We start from the raw sequence: 25,262 nt of genomic DNA on the forward strand, positions 1-25,262 counted from the left end.
CCGGATCAGGCCCTTAGCTGGCAACCGGCTCCACCACGGCCATGGTAGCGGTGGCTTTAGCTATCAGCAGGTCATCGCACCACACTTCCGCTTCGCAGAAATGCAGCCGACGGCCGGCTTTCAGTACCCAGCCCACGGCCCGCAACTGCCGGCCTACGCCGGGATGAAGGTAGCTGGTTTTTAGCTCAACCGTAACTACGCCGGTACCATCGGGCACCAGTGTAACAGCCGCGAAGCCGGCCACCAAGTCGGCCATGGTGGCCACCAGCCCGCCGTGAGCAAAGCCGACGTGCTGGGTGTGCTGCTGTTGCAGCGTTAGCGCCGCCTCCACCCGTCCTTCTTCAATGAGGGTCAGGTCGGCGCCGATGTGGTGCATGAAATGCTGGCGGGTGAGTTTGCGGCGGATGCGGGTTTCCAGGGATTCAGTAGTCATAGGCCTGCAAAGGTAGCCGGCCTACGGCAGGCAGCCGCCCCGCGTGGCCCCAGGCAAGGAAACCGGCCGGATTGTGGATATTTCTTTACCTTCCCTGTGCCCGGTCCTGCTACTTCCCACCTCAGCTCCTTGTCATGCCGCAACTCGACTTTTTACTGGCCGGTGCTTTCGGCCTGGCCCTGGCCGCCTGCAGTGGTTTTCGGGTATTTGTACCGTTGCTGGCCGCCGCCCTCGCCTACCGCACCGGCTACTTCACCCCCGCGCCAGGTTTTGCCTGGCTGGGGAGTTGGCCGGCCGTAGCGGCCCTGGGTACGGCTACCGTGGCCGAAATTCTGGGCTACTATATTCCGGTGGTTGATAATGTGCTGGATGCCATCACCGGCCCGGCGGCCGTCATTGCCGGGGCCATTCTCATGACGGCGGCACTGCCGGATCTGCCGCCCATGCTGCGCTGGGGCCTGGGCATTCTGGTAGGAGGCAGCACGGCCGGCATCATCCAGACCGGCACAACCCTGCTGCGGGCGGGTTCCACCGCCACCACGGCCGGGCTGGGCAACCCTGTGCTGGCTACACTGGAGAATTTGCTGGCCATTGTGGGCTCAGTGCTAGGGTTGCTGGCTCCGCTGCTGGTGGCCGCCGTGGCCGTGGCCGTAGTGGTGTGGATGCTCAGCCGCCTGCGCCGCTGGCGGCAGCGGCAAGCGGCCCGCCGGGCGGCGCATTTGGCCAGTCTGCGCACTACACCGGCCGAATGAGCGTTTGGGCGGAAGCTCGTAGCTTTGCCCCCCCCTCAACTCCTTTGCGTATGCCTCCTGCCAATCCTTCCGCCCCCGACTCGCTGCTGCAGGCCTATACGGGGGTGGCCCGGGTGCGGGTGTGTGGCCTGCTGGTGCAGGACGGGGCCCTGCTGCTCACGGCCCACCGGGGGGTGCTGGCCAATGAGCTGCCATTCTGGTCGCCTCCGGGCGGGGGCTGGCAATTCGGCGAAACGCTGCAGCAGTGCCTGGAACGGGAATTTGCGGAGGAAACCGGTGTGGCGGTGCGGGCCGGGCGCTTTCTGCACCTGCACGAGTTCCGCAGCCCGGGCCTGCAGGCGCTGGAGCTGTTTTTTGCGGTGGAACCCCTGGAGGCCAGCCCGACGCCCCGGGTGGGCCACGACCCCGAACACCACCCCGATGCCCAGCTGCTCACGCACGTGGAATTTGTGACGCCCCGGCAGTTAGGCCAGCTGCTACCCACGCAGGTGCATCCGGTCCTGCGGGATATTATCAGCACCGACGACGTGTTCATCCCGCAGGTGCGGTTTCAGTAGGCGGGCTTTTGTACCTTTAGCGGCCGGAACGGTGCTGCGGTGCCGGGCCGGCGGTTTTTATTCTGCCTGTTTGCCTGCCCGCTAGCTATGTCCACTGCCACTGTCCCGATGTCTCCGGTTGCCCTGCACCGCCTGCGCGACGAAACCCTGGACCTGAGCACCCCCGCGGCCTATAATCTGTATCTGACAGCCGGCACGGCTGGTTTACGTGTGGGCGTGGCCGATGCCCGCCGCAATAAGTTTGTGGCGCTGGATGAATACGCTGCTCCCGAGGCCGACTCGTCGCTGGTCCAGCAGCTGCAAATGCTAAGCACTGAGTCTGATCTGCTGGGCCTCACGGGCTGGAACCGGGTGCGGCTGGCCGTGCAGAACCGGGCCTTCACGCTGCTGCCGGCCCCGCTGTTCCGCCCCGGCGACGAAACGGCTTATCTGCGCCTGCACCACGCCTTCGCGCCCACCCACGAATCGGTGCACCACTACACCCACGCCGGCCTGGACATCAGCAGTGTGTTTGCCGCCGATACTCGCCTGGCTACCTGGTTTGCCCAGCAATATCCTACCGGACGCCTGGTGCATCAAACCAGTGCGCTGCTACAGGGTGTAGCCCACCAGAGCGAGCAGGGAGCCGGTCGGCGGGTATATCTCAGCATTGGCTTTCAGGAGGTTACCATCTTGGTGCTTCGGGGCAAGCAGCCGGAGTTTCTGAACGTGTTTCCGTTCAGCACGCCCGAAGACCTTATTTACTACACTATTCTGGTGATGCAGGAGCTGCAGCTCAACCCCGACCAGGACACCGTGGTAGTGTGGGGAGATTTGATGCACGACTCCGAGCTGTTTACCATTCTGCGCAAGTACATCCGCAACCTGCGCTTCGGTAACCGCCCGTTTGATCTGAGCTACAGCTACCGCCTCAACGACCTGTTCGAATACCGCTACTTTGAGCTGTACGCCCTCCACCTCTGCGAGTAGAGTAACTGCCGCGGAGGTCCGCCAGTTCGACTGGCTCCTCTCCTCCTTACTCAGATGCTCCCCTACTCAGTTACTCTCCCCATGCGCGTTGCCCTGTTTCCTGGCTCCTTCGACCCCTTCACCAATGGACACCTGGATGTGGTGCGGCGCGGGGTAGATTTATTCGATCAGGTTATCATTGCCATCGGCAACAACAGCAGCAAGCAGCGCTACCTGCCCGTGGAGCAGATGGTAGCCCTGATTGAGCAGGTGTTTCAAGATGAGCCCCGGGTGTCGGTGCAAGCCTACAAAGGCCTCACCGCCGATTTTGCCCGGGAGACCGGGGCCCGGTACCTGTTGCGCGGCCTGCGTAACACCACCGATTTTGAGTACGAAAACACCATTGCTCAGGCCAACCGGCACGTCAATCCCGCGCTGGAAACCGTATTTCTCATCACCTCTCCCACCCTGGCCGCCATCAGCAGTACCATCATCCGCGAGATTCACCGCTTCGGGGGCAACGTGGATGACTTTGTGCCTTTTGCCCTGCCGGCTCCGCACTAGCCTCACGTAGGACCCGTACACGGCGCCGCGCGCTTCTGCCAGCGGTAAGGTTGCTGGCAGAAGCGCGCGGCGCTGTTGGCAGATACAACGGACTACTTTCGAGTCAGTACCCGCATCCCGATGATGGAGCGGCTATCCTTAGGGTCGGCAACTGGTAGCACCATGTAGTTGGGGGCGGTCAGGCTCAGATTGGCATTGCGCAGCAGTTCGTCCTCGTCCGAGCCTACCACCACCAAGTCGCGCACTTTGCGGGTGCGGGCGTTGAAAGTGGCAATAATAGTGGTGCCGTTGCGCTCGAAAGTGTTAATCCAGTCCTCGCCGCGGGTGCTTTTCATCTGCTCGGCGGTGGGCTCCAGGCCAATCTGCTGGGTTTTGGTTTCTCGGGGCGGGCCTAGTGCCCGGCGGACTTGGTCAATGTTGCGTCCCATCAGTTCGGGCACATCTACGGCCGCCGTGCGGGCAGCAGCAGCCGAACCTGCCGCAGGCGTGGTGGATTCGGACACAGACTGTGAGCCGCTGCACGCGGCCAACCCGGACACTAGCAACAAAGCGGGAAAGTAAAGGAGTTGACGCATGCCGAAGGAAGAAAGGGGGCGAAAAAATGACGAAAATTGGTTATTCCTGGGGGGCCGGCGTCTGGCCGGCTACCTCGCTCAAGTAGTGGCGCACCACTAGGGCAATGCTGGCATACGACTCATCAAGCACTTTGAGAGCTTCCTGCGGCGACATCCAGCGCACTTCCTCAATGTACTCCTCGGCCTGGGGCTTCATGAGAGCATCGTTGAGGCAGCGCATGATGTACCAGTTCGTTTTTTTCAGGATTTTGTTGCCGTTATACGCGTAAGAGTGCCAGGTGCTGGGCAGTTTGTCGCCCAGCTCCACGTCAATGCTGCACTCCTCTTCTACCTCCCGCAGAGCTCCCAGAGCCGGATCTTCCTCTTTTTTGAGTTTGCCCTTAGGCAAATCCCATTTACCGAGGCGGTAGATCATCAGTACCTGCCCGTCCTTCACCACTAGACCGCCAGCGGCTTTCACAATTTTGAACTGATCTTTCAGGTGCAGAATGAGCCGCTTTTTTTTGCGGGCCAGCAGCGTCAGCGACGTGAGCTTTTTCAGCTTTTTCACCTCCATCAGGCGCAGCAACCGATCCACAAACACATCCGTTACGTCGCGCACCAGCACATCGCCCACTAAATCCTTAGAAATGAATTCATCCTCGGGATTCAGAATCAGGTCGTACTTGTGCTTGTACACTTTTTCGCTGTTTTTCTTGATAATCAGCGGAATATCGTTGATGAAAACGTTCATCGCGGGGTAATCTGGAGGGGGGCAAAAAGGACTACGGGCGGGGTGCTGCAAAACACAGCATATTTCTCCGGATAGGAAAGCACCGGGGGCCGGGCAAGATACGGGATGTACGCGGTTCAGTTGCTGGCGGGGAGTGATGAGTTATGAATGAGGAGCGTTAAGGGATGAATTAAACGGGTAGCCAATTGTGCCCAACTCATTTCTCATCATTCGTAACTCCGCTCTCATCATGCACACTCCCTACCTTCACCAAATGAAAAAAATCGGTTTGCTTTCCGATACCCATAGTTACCTCGACGAGCGCATCCTGCATCATTTGCGCGGCTGCGACGAAATCTGGCACGCCGGCGACTTCGGCACGGCCGAGGTAATTGACACGCTGGAAACCGTGGCCCCGCTGCGGGGCGTGTACGGCAACATCGACGGCCGCGACGTGCGCCTGACCCAGCCGCTGGTGCAGGAGTTTGAGCTGGAAGGCCTGCGGGTGCTCATGACGCATATCGGCGGCTACCCGGGCCACTACAGCCCTGCCGGCCGGGCGCTGGTGCAGGAGCGGCGGCCGGGCCTGTTCATTAGCGGCCACTCCCACATTCTGAAAGTCATGCCCGATCCGCGCCTGGGCCTGCTGCACCTCAACCCCGGTGCGGCCGGCCGCCACGGCTTCCACAAAGTGCGCACCCTGCTCCGCTTCGACGTAGCCGACGGCCGCGTGCAGAACCTGCAGGCCGTGGAGCTGGGGCCGAAGTGAGTGAGTGAGTGAGTGAGTGAGTGAGTGAGTTGCTGTCATTGCGAGCAGAGCGAAGCAATCCGTCCTTTTCAGGGTGCAAAACACTGGCCTACGCAAAAGTCCTTGGCGTCTGTGCAGAAGTCAGGGGTTTTCTGCTTTTTCGGAGCTTGTCACCTTGAACAGGACGGATTGCTTCGCTCCGCTCGCAATGACAACTGGTATGCACAAAAAAAGCGCCTTCCCTGTTTCCAGGAAAGGCGCTTTTGGAAATTCTGACTTAGGACCCACCGACACCGGGACGGGCAAGTCAGCGGGAAACGCGCTTAGGCGGCGGCTTCAGCTTTGGCTTCGCTCTTGGTGAAGCGCGACTTCAGCTCATCGAGGTCCACGTTCTTCAGAACGGGGGTGAGGAGCAGTTGCTTGATGATGCGCTGCTTGTTGTTAGCGCGGGCAATGTTCTTGCGGTGCTTCCGCTTCAGACGGGTAACGCTCATTTTTCCGGGTCGGTTAAAGTCTTTCTGTAAATGAGGGGCAAAAGTAACGACTAAATTTGACACCGGGAAACCTTTCCCACTTTTCCCTTGCCAACTTCTATGACTACCCCCGTAATCGACCTGCGCTCCGACACCGTGACGCGCCCCACTCCGGCCATGCTGGAGGCCATGTTTCAGGCCCGCGTGGGCGACGACGTGTACGAGGAAGACCCGACCGTGCGCGCTCTGGAACAGGAAACGGCCGACCGGTTCGGGCTGGAAGCCGGCCTGTTCTGCCCCAGCGGCACCATGACCAACCAGATTGCCATCAAGGCCCACACCGAGCCGCTGAGCGAGGTGATCTGCGAGCAGACTTCGCACATTTACCTCTGGGAGGTGGGCGGCATTGCCTTCCACTCGGGGGCCTCGGTGGCGCTGCTGCCCGGCAACCGGGGCCGCCTCACGGCCGCGCAGGTGGAAGCCGCCATCCGGCCCCAGAACGTGCACTACCCTACCACCAGCCTCATCAGCCTCGAAAACACCCACAACCGCGGCGGCGGCAGCTGCTACGAGCTGGCCGAAATCGGGGCCATTGCTGAGGTAGCCCAGCGCCACCGCATTCCGCTGCACCTGGATGGGGCCCGCATCTTCAATGCCCTGGTAGCCACCGGCCAGGACGCCCGCGAGTACGGCCGCCTGTTCGATACCATTTCGGTGTGTCTGAGCAAGGGCCTGGGCGCGCCGGTGGGCTCGGTGCTGCTGGGCAGTCAGGCGTTCATCCAGAAAACCAAGCGCATCCGCAAGGTGATGGGCGGGGGCATGCGCCAGGCCGGCTACCTGGCCGCCGCCGGCCTCCATGCCCTGCACCACCACGTGGAGCGGCTGGCCGACGACCACCGCCGCGCCCGGCAGCTGGGCACCGCCCTGGCCGCCCGCCCCTACGTGGCCGAGGTGCTGCCCGTGGAAACCAACCTGGTCATCTTCCGCCTCCACGACACCACGCCCGCCGACGGCTTCCTGGCCCATTTGGAGCAGCATGGCATCAAAGCATCCTCCTTCGGCCCCCAGATGATCCGCTTCGTGACCCACCTCGACGTGGACGATGCTATGGTTGCGCGCATTGAGGCAGCCCTGGCAGCGCTGTAACTCGGCGCTTTGTCGTCGTTAAGCATTCCGCGCATTAAACGGCCGCAACAGAACCCTATCACGCAACAGCGAGTGGTTGTAGCGTGATAGGGTCCGTTGTTGCTACTCAGGATGACGGGCCATCGTTTCTTTCTCAAATGGGCCCACTTTCCGGTTTTTCCAACGAAGCAGCTCCGGCGTACGTCTGGGTAGTATTCTTTTCCTTTCTGCCTAACGAATGGAGTTATACAACACGCTTGCCCTGCTGCTGGTCGCGGCGGCCGTTTTCGGCTACATCAATCACCGGTTTCTGCGGCTGCCGGCCACCATCGGGCTGATGGTGCTGGCGCTGGTTTCCTCCCTGGTGGCTATTGGCCTGGGCCGGTTGGGGGTGCCCTGGGTGGTAACGGCCAGCCGGCTGGTGCGCGGCCTCGATTTTCACACCATTCTCATGCAGGTGATGCTGAGCTTCCTGCTGTTTGCGGGGGCCATTCACGTGGATGTGCGCACCCTGGGCCGCGAGCGGGTAGCCGTGGCGGCCCTGGCCACGGTGGGCACGCTGCTTTCCACCATCATCGTAGCCACGGCCGTGTACGTGGTGCTGCCGCTGCTCTATCAGCCCGTCGATTTTATCTACTGCCTGCTGTTTGGGGCGCTGATTTCGCCCACCGACCCCATTGCCGTGCTGGGCATTCTCAAGGAAGCCCGCATCAATAAAAGCCTGGAAATAAAAATCGTGGGCGAGTCCTTGTTCAACGACGGCATTGCGGTGGTGGTGTTCGTGAGCCTGTTCCAGATTGCCGAGTTTGGGGCCGAGCGGGCCACAGCGGCCGTTATCGGCGAGCTGTTTCTACGCGAGGCCGTGGGCGGCATTGCCCTGGGTGCGGCCCTGGGCTACGCCGCCTTCTGGGCCCTGCGCACCATCGACCATTACCAGGTGGAAGTGCTCATTACCCTGGCGTTGGTGATGGGCGGCACGGCGCTGGCCGCGGCCCTGCACACCTCGGGGCCGCTGGCCATTGTGGTGGCTGGCCTGATTGTGGGCGACAAGGGCCGCAGCCTGGGCATGTCGGACCTCACCCGCGAGTACCTGGATAAGTTCTGGGAAATTCTGGATGAGATGCTGAACGCGGTGCTGTTCGTGCTCATCGGGCTGGAAATGCTGGTGCTCGACATCAACCGCACGGTGCTGCTGATGGGCGCGCTGGCTGTTGGCATCACGCTGGCGGCCCGACTGGTATCGGTGGCGGTGCCCCTGAGCGTGCTGCGCCGCTACTACCACTTTGACCGGCCCACGCTGCGGGTGCTCACCTGGGGCGGCCTGCGAGGGGGCATTTCGGTGGCGCTGGCCCTTTCCCTGCCCGATTCCATGCCCCGCGACTTGCTGGTGGGCATCACCTACGTGGTGGTGATTTTCAGTATTATCGTGCAGGGCCTCACCATCGGGCCGCTAGTGAAGCGGCTGGGCCTGAGCAGTCCGGAGCCAGACCCGGGGCACTGATTTTCCGTTACAGACCGCCGGAGCCGCCGGACATTGCCACTCCGGCAGATACAGTGGCTTCGGGCTTCGACCTTCTTTCCGTAGTTGCTATGCTCCACCTGCTACCCTACCACGCGGCCACCCATGAAGCGGCTGTGCTGGCCTTGTTTCACTCGAACGTGCCCCGCTACTTCACGGCCCCGGAAGAAGCCGACCTGCTGCGCTACCTGCGCACCGGCCTGCCCTACTTTGTGGCCGTGGAAACGCCGGATGAAGCCGCGGAAGAAGACCCAACCGGCACCGTAGTGGCCGCCGCCGGCTACGCCCTCGACGACGACCAGGTGGACCTGACCTGGGACCTAGTGCACGCCCGCCGCCAGGGCCAGGGCCTGGGCCGGCTGCTCACCGAGTTTCGGCTGCGGGAAGCCGCCCGCCTGTTCCCGCACCTGCCCGTGCAGGTAGAAACGTCCCAGCTAACGGCCGCTTTCTACCAAAAACTGGGCTTTCGGCTGCTGGAAACCCAGCCCGATTACTGGGCCCCAGGCCTCGACCTGTACCGGCTGCAGTACGAACCGCTGGCCCCTACCCGATGAACCTGTTCGTACTAGGCGACGTGCACGGCTGCTACCACACGCTGCGCGAGCTGCTTACGCACTGGCAGCCCGCCACCGAACTGCTGGTGCAGGTGGGGGATTTGGTGGACCGGGGCCGCTTCGCGCCGGAGTGCGTGCAGCTGGCCCGGGAGCTGGAGGCCACCCACCCCGGCCGTACCGTGTGGCTGCGCGGCAACCACGAGCACGCGATGCTGCGCCACTTCGGCCCTACCGGGCCCAATCCGCCCTGGCTGGAGTGGGGCGGCCGCGCCACCGTTGCGCAGTACCGGGGCCGCCCCCAGCTGCTGCGCGAGCACCTGGCCTGGCTGGGCCAGCGGCCGTTGTGCTGGCAGAACGAGCATCTGCTCATCAGCCACGCCGGCTTTGCCGATACGCCCACGCCCCTCGACCCCGACAACCCTCAGGGCGTACTCTGGCGGCGCGGCCCGCTGCACCATCAGCCAACCCAGCGGCAGGTAGTAGGCCACACGCCCACACCCGACGGTCGGACCGTTTTTGATGCGGCCAGCAACACGGTGTACCTGGATACGGGCGCCTACACCGGCCAGTGCCTGACGGCCGTGCGCTTCTCCCCCACTGGCGAGCTGCTGGCCGAGTTTTCGGTTCCCACGTCCCGCCTCGATATTGCGCTGGTTTAACTTCTCCCGCTCATGAGCCCTTCGCCCGATTCCGCCGCTTTACGCCACCTTGCCGCCGCTGACCCCGTGCTGGCCCGCCTGATTGCCCAGGGCCGCCCCATTGCCCCAGCCGCCCACGAGGACCTGTACCTGGCTTTGCTGCGCGCCATTGTGGGTCAGCAGATCTCCACTAAGGCCGCGGCCGCCATCTGGCGCAAGGTGCAGGCCCTGTTTCTGCCCGATGGCTACCCCGAGCCGGCGGCCTTGCTCCAGTTCACGGAAGAGGAGCTGCGCGCGGCGGGCATCTCGCGGCAGAAGGCGGGCTACCTGCGCGCCATTGCCGAGTTTGCCCAGCGCGACCAGCTCGACCACGCCCACCTCAGCCAGCTTTCCGACGACGAATTCACCCGCCACCTCACCCAAATCAAAGGCGTTGGCCGCTGGACGGCTCAGATGCTGCAGATGTTTGCCCTCGACCAGCCCGACGTATTCCCGGAAGGCGACCTGGGCATTCAGAACGCCATGCGCCGCCACTACTGCCTGCAGGAAACCCGCCGCGCTTTACTGAAACGCATGACGGAACTGGCCGAGCCCTGGCGGCCCTACCGTACCCTGGCCAGCAAGTACCTCTGGCAGTCACTGGACAATACACCGGATACTCCGTCGGCTCCTGAACCGGCTTAGGGCATGTCTGGGATTTTATGACGACTTAGTTTTTGTCATACTGAGCTTGCCGAAGCATGACGTTCTACTTAGCCTTTCCGTTTGCCTACGCTAGTCGTTGGTTTCGCCGTTGGCCTCGCGGCGGCGGGCTTCCCGGATGCCCAGCACAATGGCAATGAACGTGGACACCAGCGGCACGCAGAACCCGAACAGCAGCCAAGGCCAGAACCGGCGGCCGTACATGTGGGCAATGTATACCGTCATCAGGGCCGACAGCGGGCAAACCAGGATCAGTAAAAACAGCAGGTCGGAAAAATCCATGCGGGCAAAGGTTAGCGGTAAAGCGGGTCGAGCTGGGTTAGCTGTGGGGCAGGCTCCCAACCGGCCGGCCGCTGGCGCGGGTAAAACCAGGTGGCCCCGGCAGCGAGCCACTGGGCCCGAAACTGCCGGGCCGCCGCGGGCGTCGCGTCGTCGAAGCCAAAGGTAACGCCGCAGCAGCCGCAAGTGCTGAAATCCGGCTGCCGGCCGTCAGGCCCCCAGGGCGACTCGTCGTAATCCAGGCCGCACACGCGGCAAAACCAAAGCGTCATCGTGTAGAAAGATCCATCAGCAGTGGCTCAGCCCCGCACCTTGCCACGCTTTACCAGATAGGCATACAGCACCTTGTCGAACGGCTCCCGGATGTCAACCGGTACGAAGTCGATTTTGTACTGGCCGCAGCGCAGAGCCAACTCCTGCTCGTACTGGCGCATGGTGGCCTGGTACTGCTCGCGCACCTGGTTGGGCTGCAGCTTGATGGTCTGGCCGGTTTCCAGGTCCTCGAACAGGTAGGGCCGGTCCAAGAAGTTAAATTCAGCCTCGGTGGCGCGGTCCATCACGTGAAACAGCAGCACCTCGTGGTGCTGGTGGCGCAGGTGCTGCAGCGCGGCCAGGGTTTCGGTCTGTTCGGCGGGGGCGCGGCCCAGCATGTCGGAAAACAGCACCACCAACGAGCGTTTCGGGATTTGCTGGGCAATGGTATGGATGACCCCGGCCACGTTGGTGCCCGCCCGGCCGGGCGTGGGGGCCCGCTCCAATAGCTGCTGCAGCGTGAGCAGCAACGTGTGGCGGTGGGTGCTGGTGGAGCGCACCGGCGTCTGCAGCTCCACCTCGTTGGCGAAGGTAACCAGGCCCACCGCGTCGCGCTGCTTTTGCAGCAGGGTGGTAAGGGCCGCCGCGCACAGTACCGAAAACCGCAGCTTGTCGTGGTCCGGGGCCGGGTAGTACATGCTGGGGCTCACGTCGAGCAGTAGGTGGCAGCGCAGGTTGGTTTCTTCCTCGTAGCGCTTCACAAACAGCTTGTCGGTGCGGGCAAACACCTTCCAGTCGAGGTGGCGGGTACTCTCGCCGGGGTTGTAAAGGCGGTGCTCCGAAAACTCCACCGAAAACCCGTGGTAGGGCGACTGGTGCAGCCCCGTAATGAAGCCTTCCACCAGTTGGCGGGCCAGAAATTCCAGGTTTTCGAAGGACCGGACAGCGGCCAGATTCAGGGGTTGCGGCATGGTACGGGTAAGCGGCAGTTCTGCTTCCAAGATACAACGCAATTACGGCCCCTGCGGCTGCTTGGTACTGAAAGCAGGAAACTTCCGAGTGCCATTTTCCTATTTATTCAAATTTCACTATCTATTGTCCAGTCTATATAATCTCCCTTCAGTACTATCTCCCCAAATCATCCTGCTGGACCGTTTTTCGGCTTATACCTGGCTCTGGCTAGACTATTCTGATGTCCGTCCCGGAATAGGAAAATACAGTCCTTCAAATTTTTATATCATCCTTAAATCACCTATTTTGCGCTGAACTTAAATCATCTTGGAATAACAAAACTTTACTAGAAGGAACTGTGGAAGACCGTCACGACCAGGAAGAAATTTACTCCCAGCGCATTAAAGCCGGTAAGCGCACGTACTTTTTCGACGTGAAAGCCACCCGCGGCCAGGACTACTACCTGACCATCACGGAGAGCAAACGTCGGCTGCGCGACGACGACACTTTCTCCTACGAGAAGCACAAGATTTTCCTGTACAAGGAAGATTTCCTCAAGTTTGTGGATGCCCTGCAGGATGCTGTGGATTACGTACGTGAGGAGCTGCTGACTCCCGAGGAAGTAGCTGAGCTGGACCGCCCCCGGCCGGCCTATGAGGAGCGGGAAAATAACTTCAACCGCGCCGACGACAATTACTAACCCGTAACCCCGGAAGTCTACCGAAACACGTTTTACGTACTCTCAGCATTTACTTCCCACCGCACGGCGCGCCCGGCTTCGGCTCAGGCGCGCCGTCGTGTTTTGGGGTTGGTTAGCGCGTATAGTACTGGCTGAGTACAAGCAGCACACTCGCTACTACGTAAAGCCCAAGGCGCTGCAGCTTGCGGGCCGGGGAATGATGTTGACACATGGTGGCCTAACAACCACCGGGCCGGGTTCGGTTCAGCAGCCGGGGCTTTAGCGGCGGCATCCGGCGTATATCCGTGCTTTCCTTGGAAAAGCCCCGTACCTTTGCGCCACGAATTGCGCGGCTAGCACGGCAACTCACCATTTCACTAACTCACTACTTCACCGTCATATGGGTCTCCGCTGCGGTATCGTCGGCCTGCCGAACGTCGGCAAATCCACGCTTTTCAACGCTCTTTCCAACGCCAAGGCCGAATCGGCCAACTACCCGTTCTGCACCATCGAGCCGAACGTGGGCGTGATTACCGTGCCCGATGAGCGCCTCCAGATTCTGGAAGCCCTGGTGAACCCCAAGCGCGTGCTGCCCACCATCATCGAGTTTGTGGACATTGCCGGACTGGTGAAAGGTGCCTCCAAGGGTGAAGGTTTGGGCAACAAGTTCCTGGCCAACATCCGGGAGGTGGATGCCATCATTCACGTAACGCGCTGCTTCGACGACCCCAACATCGTGCACGTAGCCGGCGGCGTGGACCCCGTATTCGATAAGGACGTAATCGACACGGAGCTGCAGATCAAAGACCTGGAGAGCATCGATAAGAAGCTGGCCAAGTCGGAGCGCTCCGCCAAAAACGGCGACGCCGTGGCCAAGAAGGAAGTAGCCGCCCTGCAGAAGTTCAAGGCAGCCCTCGAAGGCGGCCAGAATGCCCGCGCCGTGGAAGCCACGCCCGAGGAACTGGAAGCCGTTGCCGACCTGCAGCTGCTCACCATCAAGCCTGTGATTTACGTGGCCAACGTGGACGAGGCCAGCGCCACCACCGGCAACGCCCACACCCAGGCCCTGCAGGCTCACGTGGCCCAGGAAGGCGCCGAAGTAGTGCTGGTATCGGCCGCCATCGAGTCGCAGATTGCTGAGATGGAAGACCCCGAGGAAAAGGAGATGTTCCTAGCCGAGTACGGCCTCACCGAATCGGGCCTGAACCGCCTGATCCGGGCCTCCTACTCCCTGCTCAACCTGATTACCTACTTCACGGCCGGGGTGCAGGAAGTACGCGCCTGGACCATCCACAAGGGCGACAAAGCGCCCCAGGCCGCCGGCGTTATCCACTCCGATTTCGAGAAGGGCTTCATCCGGGCCGAGGTAATCAAGCTGGCCGACTACCAGGAGTACAAGACTGAGGTAAAAATCAAGGAAGCCGGCAAAATGGCCGTGGAAGGTAAGGAGTACGTGGTGCAGGACGGCGACATCATGCACTTCCGCTTCAACGTCTAATCATCTTCTCATGGACGTTAAAGACAGCAACGGCAACCTGCTCGCGGAGGGCGACTCGGTCACCATTACCAAAGACCTCAAGGTAAAAGGCATGGCCCAGGCCCTGAAGCGCGGTACGGTGGTCAAGAACATCCGCCTCACCAACTCGCCCGCCGAAATCGAAGGTCGTGCCGGTGGCAGCCTGCTCGTCATCAAAACTGAGTTTGTGAAAAAGGCCTAGCGCCGCTGTTTCCTCAGCGGCAGCCAGTAACTTAAGCGCCCCGGTCGAATGGTTCGGCCGGGGCGCTTCTTATGTATGATAAACAGCTGATAGCTAACGAAAAAGTGCTTCAAGGTGTACTTCTACCCCGCTGACTGGATCATGTAGCACACCGCTGCTTACGATAGATGGTGCCTGTTGCGGCAAGAACAGGTACACCGTTTTTACGGCGGGTAAAACCAACCAGGCCGACTGCGTACCACTGGGAAAATAACCGTCCCGAATCTTGATGATGAGGGAATCTAGAGACTGGGTGGGAGAAAGGATTTCAATGGCCGTTACTGGTGGAAACGGGAACCGAACAATGTCTTTCTCCCAGTTAACTTCCTGCTTAGGTAGCAAAGCCACATCTGGCTTCAACCGGCCGGCACTAAGCTCAAATTCCAGCTCGGGCAATATATCGTACTGGTCTTCATAACGCGCCAGAAGCACGGTCAGCCGGCCAATCAACCGGGAATGATTGAGTGACATAGTTTCCTCCAGCGGAATTTCAGTTTCGATAATTTCGACGGCTTGCGGAGTCATAAAGCGTGCTTTTACCAAAGATACACTACTTCCCCACCACTTTAAACAACTGTCCGCTGGTCATTTTATCAGTGGTTTTCATGCCGTTGAGGATGGCCAGCTCCTCATACCGCTTGCTGGGGATGCCGTTGGCGGCGAGGGCTGAGGCCAAGGTCTGGCCGGCTTTGGCGGTGCGGATGCGGATACGCTCGGGCTGGCGGTTGATTTTGGCGGCATCGGTGAGGCGGCGGAAGCCCTGGGCGGTGCGCTGGAAGGTGCTGCCATAGGTACCCAGGGTGCCGGGGCCGCAGAGGCCCACCAGGGCGTAAATCGTCTGGCCGTCCTGGATGAGGTAGGTCAGGGTGCTGGCCGTAATGCCTTGCTGCCCTGATTGGTCCTGCCCCACCTGGTCGCCCTGGATAACCACGGCCGGGAAGCTGTTGATAGTGGTTTTCTGGGCCTGCGCGTTCTGGAGCTTGAGTTGCTGGGCCAAGGCCTGGGCAGTTTCATCAAGGCCTTTGTTGCCAGCGGGCAGCAGAATCTGCACGGCTTTGCCGTTGGGTTCGGCCATCTGAAACTGGCTGGGCGAGTTCTGGCTCTGCCACCCTTGCGGAATTGGGAACTGGAATTTCAGGTCGGGGTGATAGAACACGCTGTTTTCCACGTAGCCCTCCCGGGGGTTATCGCCGTAAGGCAGCCCCTCAATCAGGCGCAGGTACTGGTCCCGGTTGATGGCCAACTGGCGCCCAGCCTGCTGTTCGGCCGTTACGGCCAGCTTTTTCACGCGTTGGTACCGGTCGGCGGAGTTGGGGTGAGTGCTCAGGAACGTGGGCACGCCAGCCGCACCGCTTTGCTGCTCGGTGCGGCTCAGGGTTAGGAAGAAGTCGGCCATGTGGGCTGGGTCGTAGCCGATTTTGCTGGAGTACTTCACGCCCAGCACATCGGCCTCATTTTCCGCGTCGCGGCCGTACTTGAGCAGGCCCAGACCCACCCCCTGCTGCACTACCCCGCCTACCGACTGCATTACGCGCGGCGCAATCACCGAGCCCAAAATCAGGCCGATACCCGCAATGGTAGAGCGGGTCTGCTGCTTCTGGCCGTGGCGGGCGGTAATGTGCCCGATTTCGTGGCCCAGCACCCCGGAAAACTGGGCTTCATCATTGAAATAAGCCAGAATACCGCGGGTGAAATACACGTGTCCATCGGGCGTGGCAAAGGCATTGATAACGGGCGAATCGACGACGGTAAAGCCTTTTACATCGGCCGGCCGGTCGGACACGCGGCCCATCTGCATACCTTTCTGGTCGATATAGGCTTGGAGTTTGGTATTATCGAGCAGGCCGAACTGGGCAATTACCTGCGGATCGGGCTGGGCACCCTGCACGGGCAGCGCGGGCCGGACGGGAGCCGGCGAATCAGCCAGCGGAAGCAGCAACGCCAGGGCCGTAGAGGCACCCAGCACGGAGAACGAGAGGAATTGCATGAGCGGGAAAGATGAGAGAGTACAGAGGGAGTAGTCTGCCTGCAACGAGCCTTATCGGTGCAAAGGTTACACCCTCTTCCTATTCCCGGCCCGATGGTGCCGGATGGCCCGACGCCGGGACCTGTTCCGGCTGTTCATCCAGCTCGGCGGCGGTAGGGCGACCGTGTCGCCGGTCCAGCCAATCCATCACGGGCGTAGCCAGAGCGCCGTGCAGCACAATGGAGGTTAACACCGTGAAACCGGTAATGGCCCAGATCTGGCGGGCATCGGCGAAATGCGCTTCGTGAAACGCGTAGCCCAGGTAGAAAAATGAGCCAATACCGCGGATACCGAAAAAGGAAATAACCAGCCGCTCGGGCCAGGTAACGCGGCTGCGCCCCAGCGTGAGAATGCCCCCCAACGGCCGTAGCACCAGCAGCAGAAACAATCCCAGCGCCGCCCCCTGCCAGGTAAGCGGAGCGAACAGCCCCCGAATAATTGCACCCCCGAACAAAATCAGAATCACCACGATAAACAACCGCTCCAGTTGGTCGGTAAACTCGTGCATCTCGGTGTGGTATTCGTGGCTGCGCTCGTGGGCGCGTAGCGTGACGGCGGCCACAAACACGGCCAGAAACCCGTAGCCGTGCAGCAGCTCGGTAACGCCGTAGGCCGTGAGCGTAACCGCCAGGGCCACGAACCCATACGCCTCGGGGTTGATTTTAACGCGGCGCGGCAGGTCAAAAATCAGGAACGACAACGCCTTACCGGCCAGCCACCCGGCCAATACGCCCATGCCCGTACGGTACAGCACATCAAACACGGCCCAGTGCTGCAGTTGCGGCTCAATGTGCACGGAAGTGGCAGCCAGCAATACCAGGGCCAGGTGCACGAACGGAAACGCCAGGCCGTCGTTGAGGCCCGCCTCCCCAGTCAAAGAAAAGCGCACGTTGTCTTCCCGGCCCTCACCGGGTTTACCTACCTGCACGTCGCCAGCCAGTACGGGGTCGGTGGGGGCCAGCGTGGCGGCCAGCAGCACCGCCGATGCCAGGGACAGGCCACCCAGCTTCCAGCTTACCACGCTGAAAATACCAATGGTAATGACCATCAGTACCAACACCAGCTGCAACGGAGCCCGCCAGCGCCACAGAGAAAATTTGCGGTCAATTTTCAGGCCCGTACCCGTCAGGGCCACCGTCACGCAGATTTCGGTGAGGTGCATCGTGGCGGTAGAGTTGGCTACCGGGTCCGGATCGGGCAATCCCAGCGGCAGGCCGAATACCAGCATCCCCAACCCGATAAACAGGATGGGATACGACAGCGGATACTTCTTGAGCAGGGAAGGCAGCCAGGCCACGGCCAGAATGGCCACGCCCAGCACTACCATAATGAGGTTGTATTGCAGCATGCAGTCAGCAATCCGGGAGCAAATGACAGGCCTACGTACGCAGCCTCCCGCCCCACGGATATTTTTATGGTTGAGCTTCCGCAAAACCGCGGCGCACAGCAAGGCTTTAGCTGTTTAACGCATTCCTCACGGCTGGCGGCGGTTCACATCCAAGCGTTGGTAGCCGATAAGCAGGTCGGTGCGGGTGCCAGGCGGGCGGTAGTACACCAGCAGATCGTACTGGTTTTCGGTTTCCTGGTGGCTGCCCTCCCACGGCACGCTGTTGGGGCCCTGGGCTGTCTGGGTGGCGTAGAGGTAGTTGTAGTAGCCCTGCTTGAGCAGCGCGTGGCCGGTGTACAGCTGGTTCTGGGCGTCGTAGGTGAGTTTGAACTCGTCCTTCAGCTGCCAGTCGGTGAGGGCGCCCAGCACGTACACGGGGCCGGGGGCCGGCTGCTCGCTGCGGAGCTGGAAGGTTACATCCAGGTACTCGCCGTAGGTGTCGCCGTTGCCGTATTCCCGGCTCTCAATCACGCGCTGGCCGTTAATGTCGTCGTACTGGGAGTAGCGCTGGCCGTTGCGGGTGGTTTCGGGCTGGAGCAGGGCGGTGCGGGGCGAAGCTCCGGCATCAATGCGCGCCACCCCGATACCCAGGCTCCGGAACGTGCGCAGGTCGAAAAACCGGAACTCGCTCAAACCCGGAAAGGCGTTTTCGAAGTTGAAATACTGGTAATCCAGCTGCCGCTCGGCGTCGCGCACGAAGGTGGGACGCAGGTTGTAGTGGGCATTGTCCCAGCGGAAGTTCTGGCGCAGCACCACCTTCACCTCCTGGGCCGGATTCACAATGTTCAGGTTGTAACGAATCCCGAAATCAACCTGCTGCAACGTGTAGCGCTCCTGCCCGGCCACCGGAATGCCCTGCTTCAGGGCAATCTGCAGGGCTCCCTCCTCGTACACCAGCACCCGGCGACTGAGCAGCGGCGTGCCACCCGGTCCCTGCACCACCCACAGATAGTTGCCCGAGAGCTTCACCCGCGGCATCTGCACCTGATAGTGAAAATACGGCACCGTGGTGTTGATGGAAGCCCGGTAGTTGGTGATGTTCTGCTCGTTGATTTCCGACAGAAACTGCATGTCGGTGAGCAGGGAGGGCTGCCAGTTCACGTCGCAATGCACCAACTTGGCCGTGAGGCGCTGTCCCTGCCCGCCCAGCACGTCAAACTCCAGCACCGGCGGCTGGCCCTGGCTCAGCGGCACCACAGGCGGGCTGAATACCTCATTGACTTGGCCCGTGGGCACGTAGCACTGCACCGTCTGCACGTTGGGGTCGTAGGTAGCGTCGTTGTAGCGCAGGGTTTTGTCGGCGTAGTACTCGGTGGGCCGCTGGCCGGGTGTGGAGGTAGCGGGCCGGCGGGCGGCATTGGGGTCGGTAATGGGCGTACCCAGCGGCACGCAGGCCGTAGCCAGCAGCAGCAGAAGCGGAGAGAAACGAGGCATAAGGGCGAATGTAGTGGGAAGCGTTGGCTTCGTATTCCGTTGAACGGTAAACCACCGAAATCCGCTCACCTTCTCTCCCCGGTATCGTGGCAATACTATGTTGTAGCCTAGTGCCCGGCTGTCACCTGCCGCGCAGGCGCAGGGACGCAGTCTTGTTGACTGTTGAAGTCACTCCCATCCTAGGCGACAAAACCCCAGAATAATACGTCGCGCTGGTCAACGCCAGTTTTTCAATAACTCGCTTGGGAATTACCCTAAATTACATTTACTTTGAAAAACAAAGTTCTTTTTATAACTCGCATTACTACCACTATGCCTTAAAAACCCGACTGCGCCTTCGCCGCTCCTAATGCCAGCAACGCTGCCTACTCCGCGTAATTCCCTCAAAAATGCTCTCCCTTAAGCCCTATCGAACCTACGTCTCCCTAGTCTTGCTTTTTGTTCCGCCTGTTCTGTTTGGACTCTTATTGCTGGTATTTCAGGGCAACGACAAGCTGGGGCTCACCCGGGAGCTGCCTTACCTGCCGTGGCAATTTCTCCTGATGGGTGTTGCGGGGGTGGTTGCCACGGCCGGCGGCGTGCTGGACTGGCGCTACCACCGCAACCCGCTCAACCTGAAAATTCCGAAGAAAGAACGGGATGCCGAAGCGGCGGCGCTGGGCCTGGGCGGCGTACCCATGTTCGGGCTGATGTGGCTGGCTATGATGCATCCGAGGCCCGTCATCTGGCTGATTCCTATTCTGCTGGTGCTGATTTACACCGTAGTGGCCATCAGCTACGATGAGTTCGTTTTTCACATTAAACGCTGTGGCCCATTAGAAACGACCTACCATCGGATGCTGGTATTTGGGAACGGCATTGCCTGGCTGGCGTGGTTTCATTTCATTTTCTGCCGATGACGGTCTGGCGCTTGCTTCACGAAAGCGAAAGGCAATTCAACGAACGGCCTGGGCAAGTACAACCGGTTTTCCGCGGCAACCTTTTTGCCACGGGTGCCCACTGGATGTTCAGGAAGCTACACGAAAATGAGCTGGAAGCTGCCCCGGTGTTTGATGCTGCTACCGATTACAGGTACTACGGCTATTTAAAATACGGCACGAGCTTACTCGCCTTCCTGACTGCTGGCGTCCTCTTCGCGAAGCTGCATTGGTTGCTGCTGCCGCTGGCGGTCCTGGCCTTTTACGCGGTTGAAGTTCACTTCCTGTTTCTGTTTCCTTTGTTACTTGACCAAGTCAAAAAACCGCTGCAAACCAGCATCAGACAAACTTACCGAATCGGTTTCGTCAGAGCCCTGCTGTGGGTCTTGGTCATAGCCGTTTACATGTTGTCAGGACTGCTCAAACTTCGCAATCCGTGGCGCCGCTGGCATATCGGCTGCTTATCAATTATTCTCTGGTATAAGCATGAAGTTAGAGATAGGGTACAATCATGACTTTGAGGTGCGGGCAGAAACCTACCCGACCGCCAACGGGCCCAACTTCACCGTGCTCTACCTCTCCGACCTGCACCTGACGCGTTGGAGCGGCCCCACCATCCGCAAGCTCGAACAGACTATCACCCGCCTAAACCCACGCCTCCTACTATTAGGCGGCGACTATGTGGATTGCGCACAAGGCCTCCGACACTTCGCCCGGCTCCTGGAGTTTCTGGCTGATCGGGAATTTGTCTTCGCGGTGGCCGGAAATCATGATATTTTCTTCGGCGTGGAGCGGCTGAAGCCGCTGGCCGAACGCAACAACGTGGTATGGCTGACGGATACGGCAACTGATATAACGCTCGATGGTCATCGGGTCCGGATTTCATCCAGCCCCGATGCTGTGCAGACTAGTGGTGTGGATATTCACATTCTGTGCCTGCACAAGCCCCTTGATATCAACACGGTGCGCTATCTGCCCGACCTAGTATTTGCCGGCCACTTACACGGCAGCCAGTTTGTGTTTTGGCAGTCTGCCAAAGGCCTGTTCCCTGGCCGACTCTTCTACCGATGGAATATGCTGAAAACGACGGTCGGCCACTGCCTCTACCTCATCAGCAAAGGCTTGGGCGATACGCTGCCGATACGGTACAACTGCCGGAAGGACGTTGTTTTCGTGACCGTCAGGCGCCAGGCCTAAATCAATCAGCCCTCAGTCAGACCCTATTCGCCAAGCAATTAATGCCTCTCACGCTTATTTAAAAGCCTATGAAATTCTTGTTTGCTATTGCTCTGGCCGCCGTGCATGGGTTATTGCTTCGGCTGATGTTTGGCTCTACCAATGGCCTGATGGAAATTATGAGTGTTACGTTCCTGTTTTTTACACCGTCGCTCATTGGGTTTCTGACGGTTATTCTGATGCCGGCCCGAAAAGTAACCACTCGCACCGCGGCCTTCTTCACACCCTGGCTTACTAGCTTGGTGCTCCTGGTCGTTACCATACTGCTGAACATGGAGGGGACCATCTGCTGGCTGATGGCTTTTCCCATTTTTGCGGTGGCGGCCGGCGTTGGGGGGCTAGTGGCCCATTGGCTGCGCAAGCCTAAAGCACAAAACACAGGCAACTGGCAAAAGCCGAACACCTTAAATGTATCATTGGTGTTTCTTGTGCCACTGGTGCTGGGTGCTGTGGAAGGAGAAAAAGCGTCAACTCCTAAGCAACTAGTGATTGAAAGAGTTGTGATACTAAACGCGCCGGCGGCAGACGTGTGGAAAAAGCTAATCAGCAACAAACAGATAGACTACCAAGCAAACAAAACGTCCTTTTCTACACTGCTCGGCTTCCCCAAACATATGAGCACCACTCTGGATACGCTGCGGGTTGGCGGCACTCGCACGGCGTACTACGAGAAAGGCCTGTACTTTAAGGAAACCGTGACCAACTACCAGCCCGAGCGCCTGCTGGTGCTACGCGTTGATGCGAATCCCGCCGCCACTCCGGCCGCTGTCATGGACGAGCACATTCTGATTGGCGGCAAGCACCTGGATATTCTGGAAGATGTGTATGAGTTGCGCACTTTACCCGGGGGCCGCACCCGGCTGGCACTTTCCAGCCGGTTCTACATCAACACACCTTTCAACTGGTACGCGGGCATCTGGGCCCACTACTTGATGGCTGATATTCTGGATAGTGAGCTGGAGCTGATTACGGAATAAGCACCCACTACCTTACAAGCAAGATGCAGCCATTGTGCGAAGCAAACACTTCGTGCTACAGAAACCAGCTGACTCCTTGGTTTGCACTTCACCAACTCTCACACAATAGTTATAACTCTGCTGACGCCCGGAATAACAATGAATCACAAACGAAAGGCCACGAATAGAAGGTGATTTGGATATTTTCATCTATCATAACGAAGAGTCGACAGAGAAATGGAATGAAGTTTTAATCCATGGTAGTCCCGAGGGACTTGAATCTTTGGCCAAGCTACTTATGGAAATAGCGGAGCTTGACCAAGAAAAAACAGATAACACCTACTTACCGCCAGAAGCCAGAGAGCATTATTGCCTGAGGCCCGGCCTCGAATTGTCACGCAGTTCGGTATCCGTACTTATCGGCCGGCTTGATGCTAAAGGAACGGGAGAATTCTACGACCGATACGTACCTAAATAACAAACCACCCCGCCCAAAGCGTATAGCTTCGAGCGGGGCGGTTGGTTATTTATCTACCTGTTCGCTGGTTTTAGCGGTGCAGGTCGAAGCGGTCCAGGTTCATCACCTTGGTCCAGGCGGCCACGAAGTCGCGCAGGAACTTCTCGCCCGCGTCGTGGGTGCCGTAGACTTCGGCAATGGCGCGCAGCTCCGAGTTTGAGCCGAAGATGAGGTCCACGCGGGTGCCGGTCCACTTCACTTCGCGGGTTTTGCGGTCCAGGCCCTCGAACAGCTCGTCGGCCTCGGAGGTGGCGCGCCAGGTGGTGCCCATATCCAGCAGGTTCACGAAGTAGTCGTTGGTGAGCTGGCCGGGACGGTCGGTGAACACGCCGTGGCGCGAGCCGTCGTAGTTGGCATCGAGCACGCGCAGGCCGCCTACCAGCACCGTCATTTCGGGAGCCGTGAGCGTCAGCAGCTGGGCCCGGTCGATGAGCATGGCTTCGGCCACAGCCTCGTGATGCAGGGCCAGGTAGTTGCGGAAGCCGTCGGCGCGGGGCTCCAGGGCCTCAAACGACTGCACGTCGGTCTGCTCCTGGGTGGCATCCGTACGGCCGGGGGCGAAGGGCACTTCTACCGACTGACCAGCCGCGCGGGCCGCCAGCTCGATGCCGACGCCACCGCCCAGCACAATCAGGTCGGCCAGGGACACCTGCTTGCCGCCGGTCTGGCCGGCGTTGAACTGCTGCTGAATGGCCGTGAGCTTATCGAGCACTTTGTCCAGCTCGGCGGGGTTGTTGGCCGTCCAGTACTTCTGGGGCACCAGGCGGATGCGGGCTCCGTTGGCGCCACCACGCTTATCAGAGCCGCGGAACGTGGAGGCCGAAGCCCAGGCCGTGCGCACCAGCTCGGCCACCGTCAGGCCCGAATCGGCCAGCTGCTGCTTCAGCGCAGCTACGTCGGCCGCGTCGATGGGGGCGTAGTCGGCTTTGGGCAGCGGGTCCTGCCAGATCAGCTCCTCGGCGGGCACCTCGGGGCCTACGTAGCGCGAAATGGGGCCCATGTCGCGGTGGGTGAGCTTAAACCAGGCGCGGCTGAAGGCATCGGCAAACTCCTCGGGGTTTTCCAGGAAGCGGCGCGAAATCTTCTCGTAGATGGGGTCCACGCGCAGGGCCAGGTCCGAAGTAAGCATGAACGGGGCGTGGCGCTTGGCCGGGTCGTGGGCGTCCGGAATCAGGCCTTCGCCCGCGTTGTTTTTGGGCCGCCACTGGTGGGCGCCGGCGGGGCTCTTGGTCAGCTCCCACTCGTACTCGAAGAGGTACTTGAAGTAGTCGTGGCTCCACTGCGCAGGCGTGGACGTCCAGGCACCTTCCAGGCCGCTGGTAATGGTGTCGGCGCCGTTACCGGTGCCGTAGGAGTTCAGCCAGCCCAGGCCCTGCTCGGCAATACCGGCGGCGGCGGGCTCGTGCCGCACGTACTTGGCGGGGTCGGCAGCGCCGTGGGTTTTGCCGAAGGTGTGGCCGCCGGCAATCAGGGCCACGGTTTCCTCGTCGTTCATGGCCATGCGGCCGAAGGTTTCGCGGATGTCGCGGGCCGAGCCCATGGGGTCGGGGTTACCGTTGGGCCCCTCAGGGTTCACGTAGATGAGACCCATCTGCACAGCGGCCAGCGGGGTTTCCAGCTGCCGGTCGCCGGAGTAGCGCAGGTCGCCGCCCAGCCACTCTTTCTCCGAGCCCCAGTAGATTTCGTCCAGCGGCTCCCACACGTCGGCGCGGCCACCGGAGTAGCCGAACGGCTTAAAGCCCATCGACTCCAGGGCGCAGTTACCGGCCAGAATCATCAAGTCGGCCCAGGAAATCTGGCGGCCGTATTTCTGCTTGATGGGCCACAGCAGCAGGCGGGCCTTATCGAGGTTGGCGTTATCGGGCCAGCTGTTGAGCGGGGCGAAGCGCTGCATGCCCGAGCCAGCACCGCCGCGGCCGTCGGCAATGCGGTAGGTGCCGGCCGAGTGCCAGGCCATGCGGATAAAGAACGGGCCGTAGTGGCCGTAGTCGGCGGGCCACCAGTCCTGGGAGGTGGTCATCAGCTCGAACAGGTCCTGCTTCACCGCGTTCAGGTCGAGCTTCTTGAACTCCTCCACGTAATCGAAGCCCGGGTCCATCGGGTCCGACAGCGTGGAGTGCTGCCGCAAGATGTTGAGCCGGAGCTGATTGGGCCACCAGTCGCGGTTGCGGGTGCCGCTGCCGGCCACCTGCTTCAGCTCCCCGTTCAGGAACGGGCACTTCGCCACGGAGGTGTCGTTCATGAAGTACTCGGTGGTGTTGTTTTCGGGGGCGTGCCCCTTTTGTTCGTGCGCCATGGGTTGGATTAGGATGGTTTTGAACGTACTGCGAAGAAGAATCCGGGTTTCCGCCAACAGCTGTTGGCTGGGCTTTCCAACCTGGCTTTTCACGGCCGGCTGGTTGTCGGGCTCAAAAGTAGGAAACGACTTCCAGATAAGAATGATTCTTATCTGGAAAGACAAAATATCGTTGTGAATGTTTGCTCACAGGCGGTAGAAGGCCGCAGATTGAGGCTATACATGTTGCGTGGGATTTGACAAGAGGCCAGTCGACCAGCAGTAGCATGAAGCTA

The 25,262-nt window shown here is 60.4% G+C and carries 30 protein-coding genes; 18 read left to right on the top strand and 12 right to left on the bottom strand.

Annotated elements, in window-relative coordinates:
- Window positions 1-13 precede the first annotated feature (13 nt).
- On the bottom strand, window positions 14-433 hold the full coding sequence (locus ACN19L_RS05650; protein ID WP_426492553.1) for a PaaI family thioesterase: 420 nt from the start codon (window positions 431-433) through the stop codon (window positions 14-16).
- 134 nt (window positions 434-567) lie between these two features.
- Between ACN19L_RS05650 and ACN19L_RS05655 the strand changes: the two genes are divergently transcribed.
- From ACN19L_RS05655 to coaD, 4 genes are all read left to right on the top strand, one after another.
- On the top strand, window positions 568-1,185 hold the full coding sequence (locus ACN19L_RS05655) for a DUF4126 domain-containing protein (RefSeq protein WP_426492554.1): 618 nt from the start codon (window positions 568-570) through the stop codon (window positions 1,183-1,185).
- A 50-nt stretch (window positions 1,186-1,235) separates the two neighbouring features.
- Window positions 1,236-1,742, top strand: a complete 507-nt coding sequence (locus ACN19L_RS05660) for an NUDIX domain-containing protein (protein WP_426492555.1) — start codon at window positions 1,236-1,238, stop codon at window positions 1,740-1,742.
- Between the two features lie 87 nt (window positions 1,743-1,829).
- Window positions 1,830-2,711 (top strand): DUF3822 family protein, encoded by an 882-nt coding sequence (locus tag ACN19L_RS05665; RefSeq protein ID WP_426492556.1) that lies wholly within the window; start codon window positions 1,830-1,832, stop codon window positions 2,709-2,711.
- An 81-nt stretch (window positions 2,712-2,792) separates the two neighbouring features.
- Window positions 2,793-3,254 carry a pantetheine-phosphate adenylyltransferase gene (gene coaD, locus ACN19L_RS05670; protein WP_426492557.1) on the top strand — a complete coding sequence of 154 codons (462 nt, stop codon included), beginning with the start codon at window positions 2,793-2,795 and terminating at the stop codon, window positions 3,252-3,254.
- Window positions 3,255-3,346: 92 nt separating this feature from the next.
- Here the strand turns inward: coaD and ACN19L_RS05675 are convergent, their stop codons facing one another.
- Together ACN19L_RS05675 and ACN19L_RS05680 are read right to left on the bottom strand one after the other, a co-directional pair.
- The gene (locus ACN19L_RS05675; protein WP_426492558.1) at window positions 3,347-3,829 is read right to left on the bottom strand and encodes a hypothetical protein; all 483 of its coding nucleotides are present in this window, start codon (window positions 3,827-3,829) and stop codon (window positions 3,347-3,349) included.
- Between the two features lie 40 nt (window positions 3,830-3,869).
- Window positions 3,870-4,562, bottom strand: a complete 693-nt coding sequence (locus tag ACN19L_RS05680; protein ID WP_426492559.1) for an NUDIX hydrolase — start codon at window positions 4,560-4,562, stop codon at window positions 3,870-3,872.
- Window positions 4,563-4,815: 253 nt separating this feature from the next.
- On the opposite strand from ACN19L_RS05680, the gene ACN19L_RS05685 reads away from it, so the two are divergent.
- Entirely contained in the window at window positions 4,816-5,310 is a 495-nt protein-coding gene (locus ACN19L_RS05685) for a metallophosphoesterase family protein (RefSeq protein WP_426492560.1), read from the top strand.
- Window positions 5,311-5,612: 302 nt separating this feature from the next.
- Here the strand turns inward: ACN19L_RS05685 and ACN19L_RS05690 are convergent, their stop codons facing one another.
- On the bottom strand, window positions 5,613-5,783 hold the full coding sequence (locus ACN19L_RS05690; RefSeq protein ID WP_426492561.1) for a hypothetical protein: 171 nt from the start codon (window positions 5,781-5,783) through the stop codon (window positions 5,613-5,615).
- Between the two features lie 99 nt (window positions 5,784-5,882).
- Between ACN19L_RS05690 and ACN19L_RS05695 the strand changes: the two genes are divergently transcribed.
- From ACN19L_RS05695 to ACN19L_RS05715, 5 genes are all read left to right on the top strand, one after another.
- A complete protein-coding gene (locus tag ACN19L_RS05695) occupies window positions 5,883-6,908 on the top strand; it encodes a threonine aldolase family protein (RefSeq protein WP_426492562.1) in 1,026 nt (341 codons plus the stop codon).
- A 217-nt stretch (window positions 6,909-7,125) separates the two neighbouring features.
- Window positions 7,126-8,388 (top strand): cation:proton antiporter, encoded by a 1,263-nt coding sequence (locus ACN19L_RS05700; protein WP_426492563.1) that lies wholly within the window; start codon window positions 7,126-7,128, stop codon window positions 8,386-8,388.
- A gap of 89 nt (window positions 8,389-8,477) precedes the next feature.
- Window positions 8,478-8,960, top strand: coding sequence for a GNAT family N-acetyltransferase (locus tag ACN19L_RS05705; RefSeq protein WP_426492564.1), 483 nt, complete (start codon window positions 8,478-8,480; stop codon window positions 8,958-8,960).
- Window positions 8,957-9,619: a metallophosphoesterase gene (locus ACN19L_RS05710; RefSeq protein WP_426492565.1), complete on the top strand. Its 663-nt coding sequence runs from the start codon at window positions 8,957-8,959 to the stop codon at window positions 9,617-9,619. The genes ACN19L_RS05705 and ACN19L_RS05710 overlap by 4 nt, the downstream gene beginning before the upstream one ends.
- 12 nt (window positions 9,620-9,631) lie before the next feature.
- Window positions 9,632-10,282, top strand: a complete 651-nt coding sequence (locus ACN19L_RS05715; RefSeq protein ID WP_426492566.1) for a DNA-3-methyladenine glycosylase family protein — start codon at window positions 9,632-9,634, stop codon at window positions 10,280-10,282.
- Window positions 10,283-10,372: 90 nt separating this feature from the next.
- Here the strand turns inward: ACN19L_RS05715 and ACN19L_RS05720 are convergent, their stop codons facing one another.
- From ACN19L_RS05720 to ACN19L_RS05730, 3 genes are read right to left on the bottom strand one after another with little or no spacing between them, the layout of a single operon-like run.
- Complete coding sequence (locus tag ACN19L_RS05720; RefSeq protein WP_426492567.1) at window positions 10,373-10,582, bottom strand: hypothetical protein; 210 nt, start codon at window positions 10,580-10,582, stop codon at window positions 10,373-10,375.
- Between the two features lie 11 nt (window positions 10,583-10,593).
- Entirely contained in the window at window positions 10,594-10,851 is a 258-nt protein-coding gene (locus tag ACN19L_RS05725; RefSeq protein ID WP_426492568.1) for a hypothetical protein, read from the bottom strand.
- A 27-nt stretch (window positions 10,852-10,878) separates the two neighbouring features.
- The gene (locus ACN19L_RS05730; RefSeq protein WP_426492569.1) at window positions 10,879-11,802 is read right to left on the bottom strand and encodes a DUF58 domain-containing protein; all 924 of its coding nucleotides are present in this window, start codon (window positions 11,800-11,802) and stop codon (window positions 10,879-10,881) included.
- A 338-nt stretch (window positions 11,803-12,140) separates the two neighbouring features.
- Between ACN19L_RS05730 and ACN19L_RS05735 the strand changes: the two genes are divergently transcribed.
- The 3 genes from ACN19L_RS05735 to ACN19L_RS05745 all read left to right on the top strand — a co-directional run bounded on the left by ACN19L_RS05735 (window position 12,141) and on the right by ACN19L_RS05745 (window position 14,179).
- The gene (locus ACN19L_RS05735; protein WP_226269532.1) at window positions 12,141-12,482 is read left to right on the top strand and encodes a DUF3276 family protein; all 342 of its coding nucleotides are present in this window, start codon (window positions 12,141-12,143) and stop codon (window positions 12,480-12,482) included.
- Between the two features lie 379 nt (window positions 12,483-12,861).
- A complete protein-coding gene (ychF, locus tag ACN19L_RS05740) occupies window positions 12,862-13,959 on the top strand; it encodes a redox-regulated ATPase YchF (RefSeq protein WP_426492570.1) in 1,098 nt (365 codons plus the stop codon).
- Between the two features lie 10 nt (window positions 13,960-13,969).
- Window positions 13,970-14,179: an alkylphosphonate utilization protein gene (locus ACN19L_RS05745; protein ID WP_426492571.1), complete on the top strand. Its 210-nt coding sequence runs from the start codon at window positions 13,970-13,972 to the stop codon at window positions 14,177-14,179.
- Window positions 14,180-14,272: 93 nt separating this feature from the next.
- Here the strand turns inward: ACN19L_RS05745 and ACN19L_RS05750 are convergent, their stop codons facing one another.
- The 4 genes from ACN19L_RS05750 to ACN19L_RS05765 form a co-directional block, all read right to left on the bottom strand.
- Complete coding sequence (locus tag ACN19L_RS05750) at window positions 14,273-14,761, bottom strand: Uma2 family endonuclease (RefSeq protein ID WP_426492572.1); 489 nt, start codon at window positions 14,759-14,761, stop codon at window positions 14,273-14,275.
- A gap of 7 nt (window positions 14,762-14,768) precedes the next feature.
- On the bottom strand, window positions 14,769-16,205 hold the full coding sequence (locus ACN19L_RS05755) for a M48 family metalloprotease (protein WP_426492573.1): 1,437 nt from the start codon (window positions 16,203-16,205) through the stop codon (window positions 14,769-14,771).
- A gap of 79 nt (window positions 16,206-16,284) precedes the next feature.
- Window positions 16,285-17,592, bottom strand: a complete 1,308-nt coding sequence (locus tag ACN19L_RS05760) for a cation:proton antiporter (RefSeq protein WP_426492574.1) — start codon at window positions 17,590-17,592, stop codon at window positions 16,285-16,287.
- A gap of 126 nt (window positions 17,593-17,718) precedes the next feature.
- Window positions 17,719-19,065, bottom strand: coding sequence for a DUF5103 domain-containing protein (locus ACN19L_RS05765; RefSeq protein WP_426492575.1), 1,347 nt, complete (start codon window positions 19,063-19,065; stop codon window positions 17,719-17,721).
- 431 nt (window positions 19,066-19,496) lie between these two features.
- Here ACN19L_RS05765 and ACN19L_RS05770 point away from each other — a divergent pair, with 431 nt between their 5' ends.
- From ACN19L_RS05770 to ACN19L_RS05790, 5 genes are all read left to right on the top strand, one after another.
- Window positions 19,497-19,964 carry a hypothetical protein gene (locus ACN19L_RS05770; protein WP_426492576.1) on the top strand — a complete coding sequence of 156 codons (468 nt, stop codon included), beginning with the start codon at window positions 19,497-19,499 and terminating at the stop codon, window positions 19,962-19,964.
- Window positions 19,961-20,497, top strand: a complete 537-nt coding sequence (locus ACN19L_RS05775; RefSeq protein ID WP_426492577.1) for a hypothetical protein — start codon at window positions 19,961-19,963, stop codon at window positions 20,495-20,497. Before ACN19L_RS05770 ends, ACN19L_RS05775 begins: the two co-directional genes overlap by 4 nt.
- Window positions 20,469-21,179, top strand: coding sequence for a metallophosphoesterase (locus ACN19L_RS05780; protein WP_426492578.1), 711 nt, complete (start codon window positions 20,469-20,471; stop codon window positions 21,177-21,179). Before ACN19L_RS05775 ends, ACN19L_RS05780 begins: the two co-directional genes overlap by 29 nt.
- A 68-nt stretch (window positions 21,180-21,247) precedes the next feature.
- A complete protein-coding gene (locus ACN19L_RS05785; RefSeq protein ID WP_426492579.1) occupies window positions 21,248-22,195 on the top strand; it encodes a hypothetical protein in 948 nt (315 codons plus the stop codon).
- A gap of 175 nt (window positions 22,196-22,370) precedes the next feature.
- The gene (locus tag ACN19L_RS05790) at window positions 22,371-22,652 is read left to right on the top strand and encodes an Imm32 family immunity protein (RefSeq protein ID WP_426492580.1); all 282 of its coding nucleotides are present in this window, start codon (window positions 22,371-22,373) and stop codon (window positions 22,650-22,652) included.
- A 70-nt stretch (window positions 22,653-22,722) separates the two neighbouring features.
- Here ACN19L_RS05790 and katG read toward each other — a convergent pair whose 3' ends face one another.
- Window positions 22,723-24,933, bottom strand: coding sequence for a catalase/peroxidase HPI (katG, locus tag ACN19L_RS05795; RefSeq protein ID WP_426493565.1), 2,211 nt, complete (start codon window positions 24,931-24,933; stop codon window positions 22,723-22,725).
- Window positions 24,934-25,262: the final 329 nt, after the last annotated feature.

Source organism: Hymenobacter sp. 102 (genome assembly GCF_049949205.1).
Classification (GTDB): Bacteria; Bacteroidota; Bacteroidia; order Cytophagales; family Hymenobacteraceae; genus Hymenobacter.

Coding starts and splice junctions, on each gene's coding strand:
- ACN19L_RS05650 (WP_426492553.1), bottom strand. CDS start 433: ATGACTACTGAATCCCTGGAAACCCGCATCCGCCGCAAACTCACCCGC.
- ACN19L_RS05655 (WP_426492554.1), top strand. CDS start 568: ATGCCGCAACTCGACTTTTTACTGGCCGGTGCTTTCGGCCTGGCCCTG.
- ACN19L_RS05660 (WP_426492555.1), top strand. CDS start 1,236: ATGCCTCCTGCCAATCCTTCCGCCCCCGACTCGCTGCTGCAGGCCTAT.
- ACN19L_RS05665 (WP_426492556.1), top strand. CDS start 1,830: ATGTCCACTGCCACTGTCCCGATGTCTCCGGTTGCCCTGCACCGCCTG.
- coaD (WP_426492557.1), top strand. CDS start 2,793: ATGCGCGTTGCCCTGTTTCCTGGCTCCTTCGACCCCTTCACCAATGGA.
- ACN19L_RS05675 (WP_426492558.1), bottom strand. CDS start 3,829: ATGCGTCAACTCCTTTACTTTCCCGCTTTGTTGCTAGTGTCCGGGTTG.
- ACN19L_RS05680 (WP_426492559.1), bottom strand. CDS start 4,562: ATGAACGTTTTCATCAACGATATTCCGCTGATTATCAAGAAAAACAGC.
- ACN19L_RS05685 (WP_426492560.1), top strand. CDS start 4,816: ATGAAAAAAATCGGTTTGCTTTCCGATACCCATAGTTACCTCGACGAG.
- ACN19L_RS05690 (WP_426492561.1), bottom strand. CDS start 5,783: ATGAGCGTTACCCGTCTGAAGCGGAAGCACCGCAAGAACATTGCCCGC.
- ACN19L_RS05695 (WP_426492562.1), top strand. CDS start 5,883: ATGACTACCCCCGTAATCGACCTGCGCTCCGACACCGTGACGCGCCCC.
- ACN19L_RS05700 (WP_426492563.1), top strand. CDS start 7,126: ATGGAGTTATACAACACGCTTGCCCTGCTGCTGGTCGCGGCGGCCGTT.
- ACN19L_RS05705 (WP_426492564.1), top strand. CDS start 8,478: ATGCTCCACCTGCTACCCTACCACGCGGCCACCCATGAAGCGGCTGTG.
- ACN19L_RS05710 (WP_426492565.1), top strand. CDS start 8,957: ATGAACCTGTTCGTACTAGGCGACGTGCACGGCTGCTACCACACGCTG.
- ACN19L_RS05715 (WP_426492566.1), top strand. CDS start 9,632: ATGAGCCCTTCGCCCGATTCCGCCGCTTTACGCCACCTTGCCGCCGCT.
- ACN19L_RS05720 (WP_426492567.1), bottom strand. CDS start 10,582: ATGGATTTTTCCGACCTGCTGTTTTTACTGATCCTGGTTTGCCCGCTG.
- ACN19L_RS05725 (WP_426492568.1), bottom strand. CDS start 10,851: ATGACGCTTTGGTTTTGCCGCGTGTGCGGCCTGGATTACGACGAGTCG.
- ACN19L_RS05730 (WP_426492569.1), bottom strand. CDS start 11,802: ATGCCGCAACCCCTGAATCTGGCCGCTGTCCGGTCCTTCGAAAACCTG.
- ychF (WP_426492570.1), top strand. CDS start 12,862: ATGGGTCTCCGCTGCGGTATCGTCGGCCTGCCGAACGTCGGCAAATCC.
- ACN19L_RS05745 (WP_426492571.1), top strand. CDS start 13,970: ATGGACGTTAAAGACAGCAACGGCAACCTGCTCGCGGAGGGCGACTCG.
- ACN19L_RS05755 (WP_426492573.1), bottom strand. CDS start 16,205: ATGCAATTCCTCTCGTTCTCCGTGCTGGGTGCCTCTACGGCCCTGGCG.
- ACN19L_RS05760 (WP_426492574.1), bottom strand. CDS start 17,592: ATGCTGCAATACAACCTCATTATGGTAGTGCTGGGCGTGGCCATTCTG.
- ACN19L_RS05765 (WP_426492575.1), bottom strand. CDS start 19,065: ATGCCTCGTTTCTCTCCGCTTCTGCTGCTGCTGGCTACGGCCTGCGTG.
- ACN19L_RS05775 (WP_426492577.1), top strand. CDS start 19,961: ATGACGGTCTGGCGCTTGCTTCACGAAAGCGAAAGGCAATTCAACGAA.
- ACN19L_RS05780 (WP_426492578.1), top strand. CDS start 20,469: ATGAAGTTAGAGATAGGGTACAATCATGACTTTGAGGTGCGGGCAGAA.
- ACN19L_RS05785 (WP_426492579.1), top strand. CDS start 21,248: ATGAAATTCTTGTTTGCTATTGCTCTGGCCGCCGTGCATGGGTTATTG.
- katG (WP_426493565.1), bottom strand. CDS start 24,933: ATGAACGACACCTCCGTGGCGAAGTGCCCGTTCCTGAACGGGGAGCTG.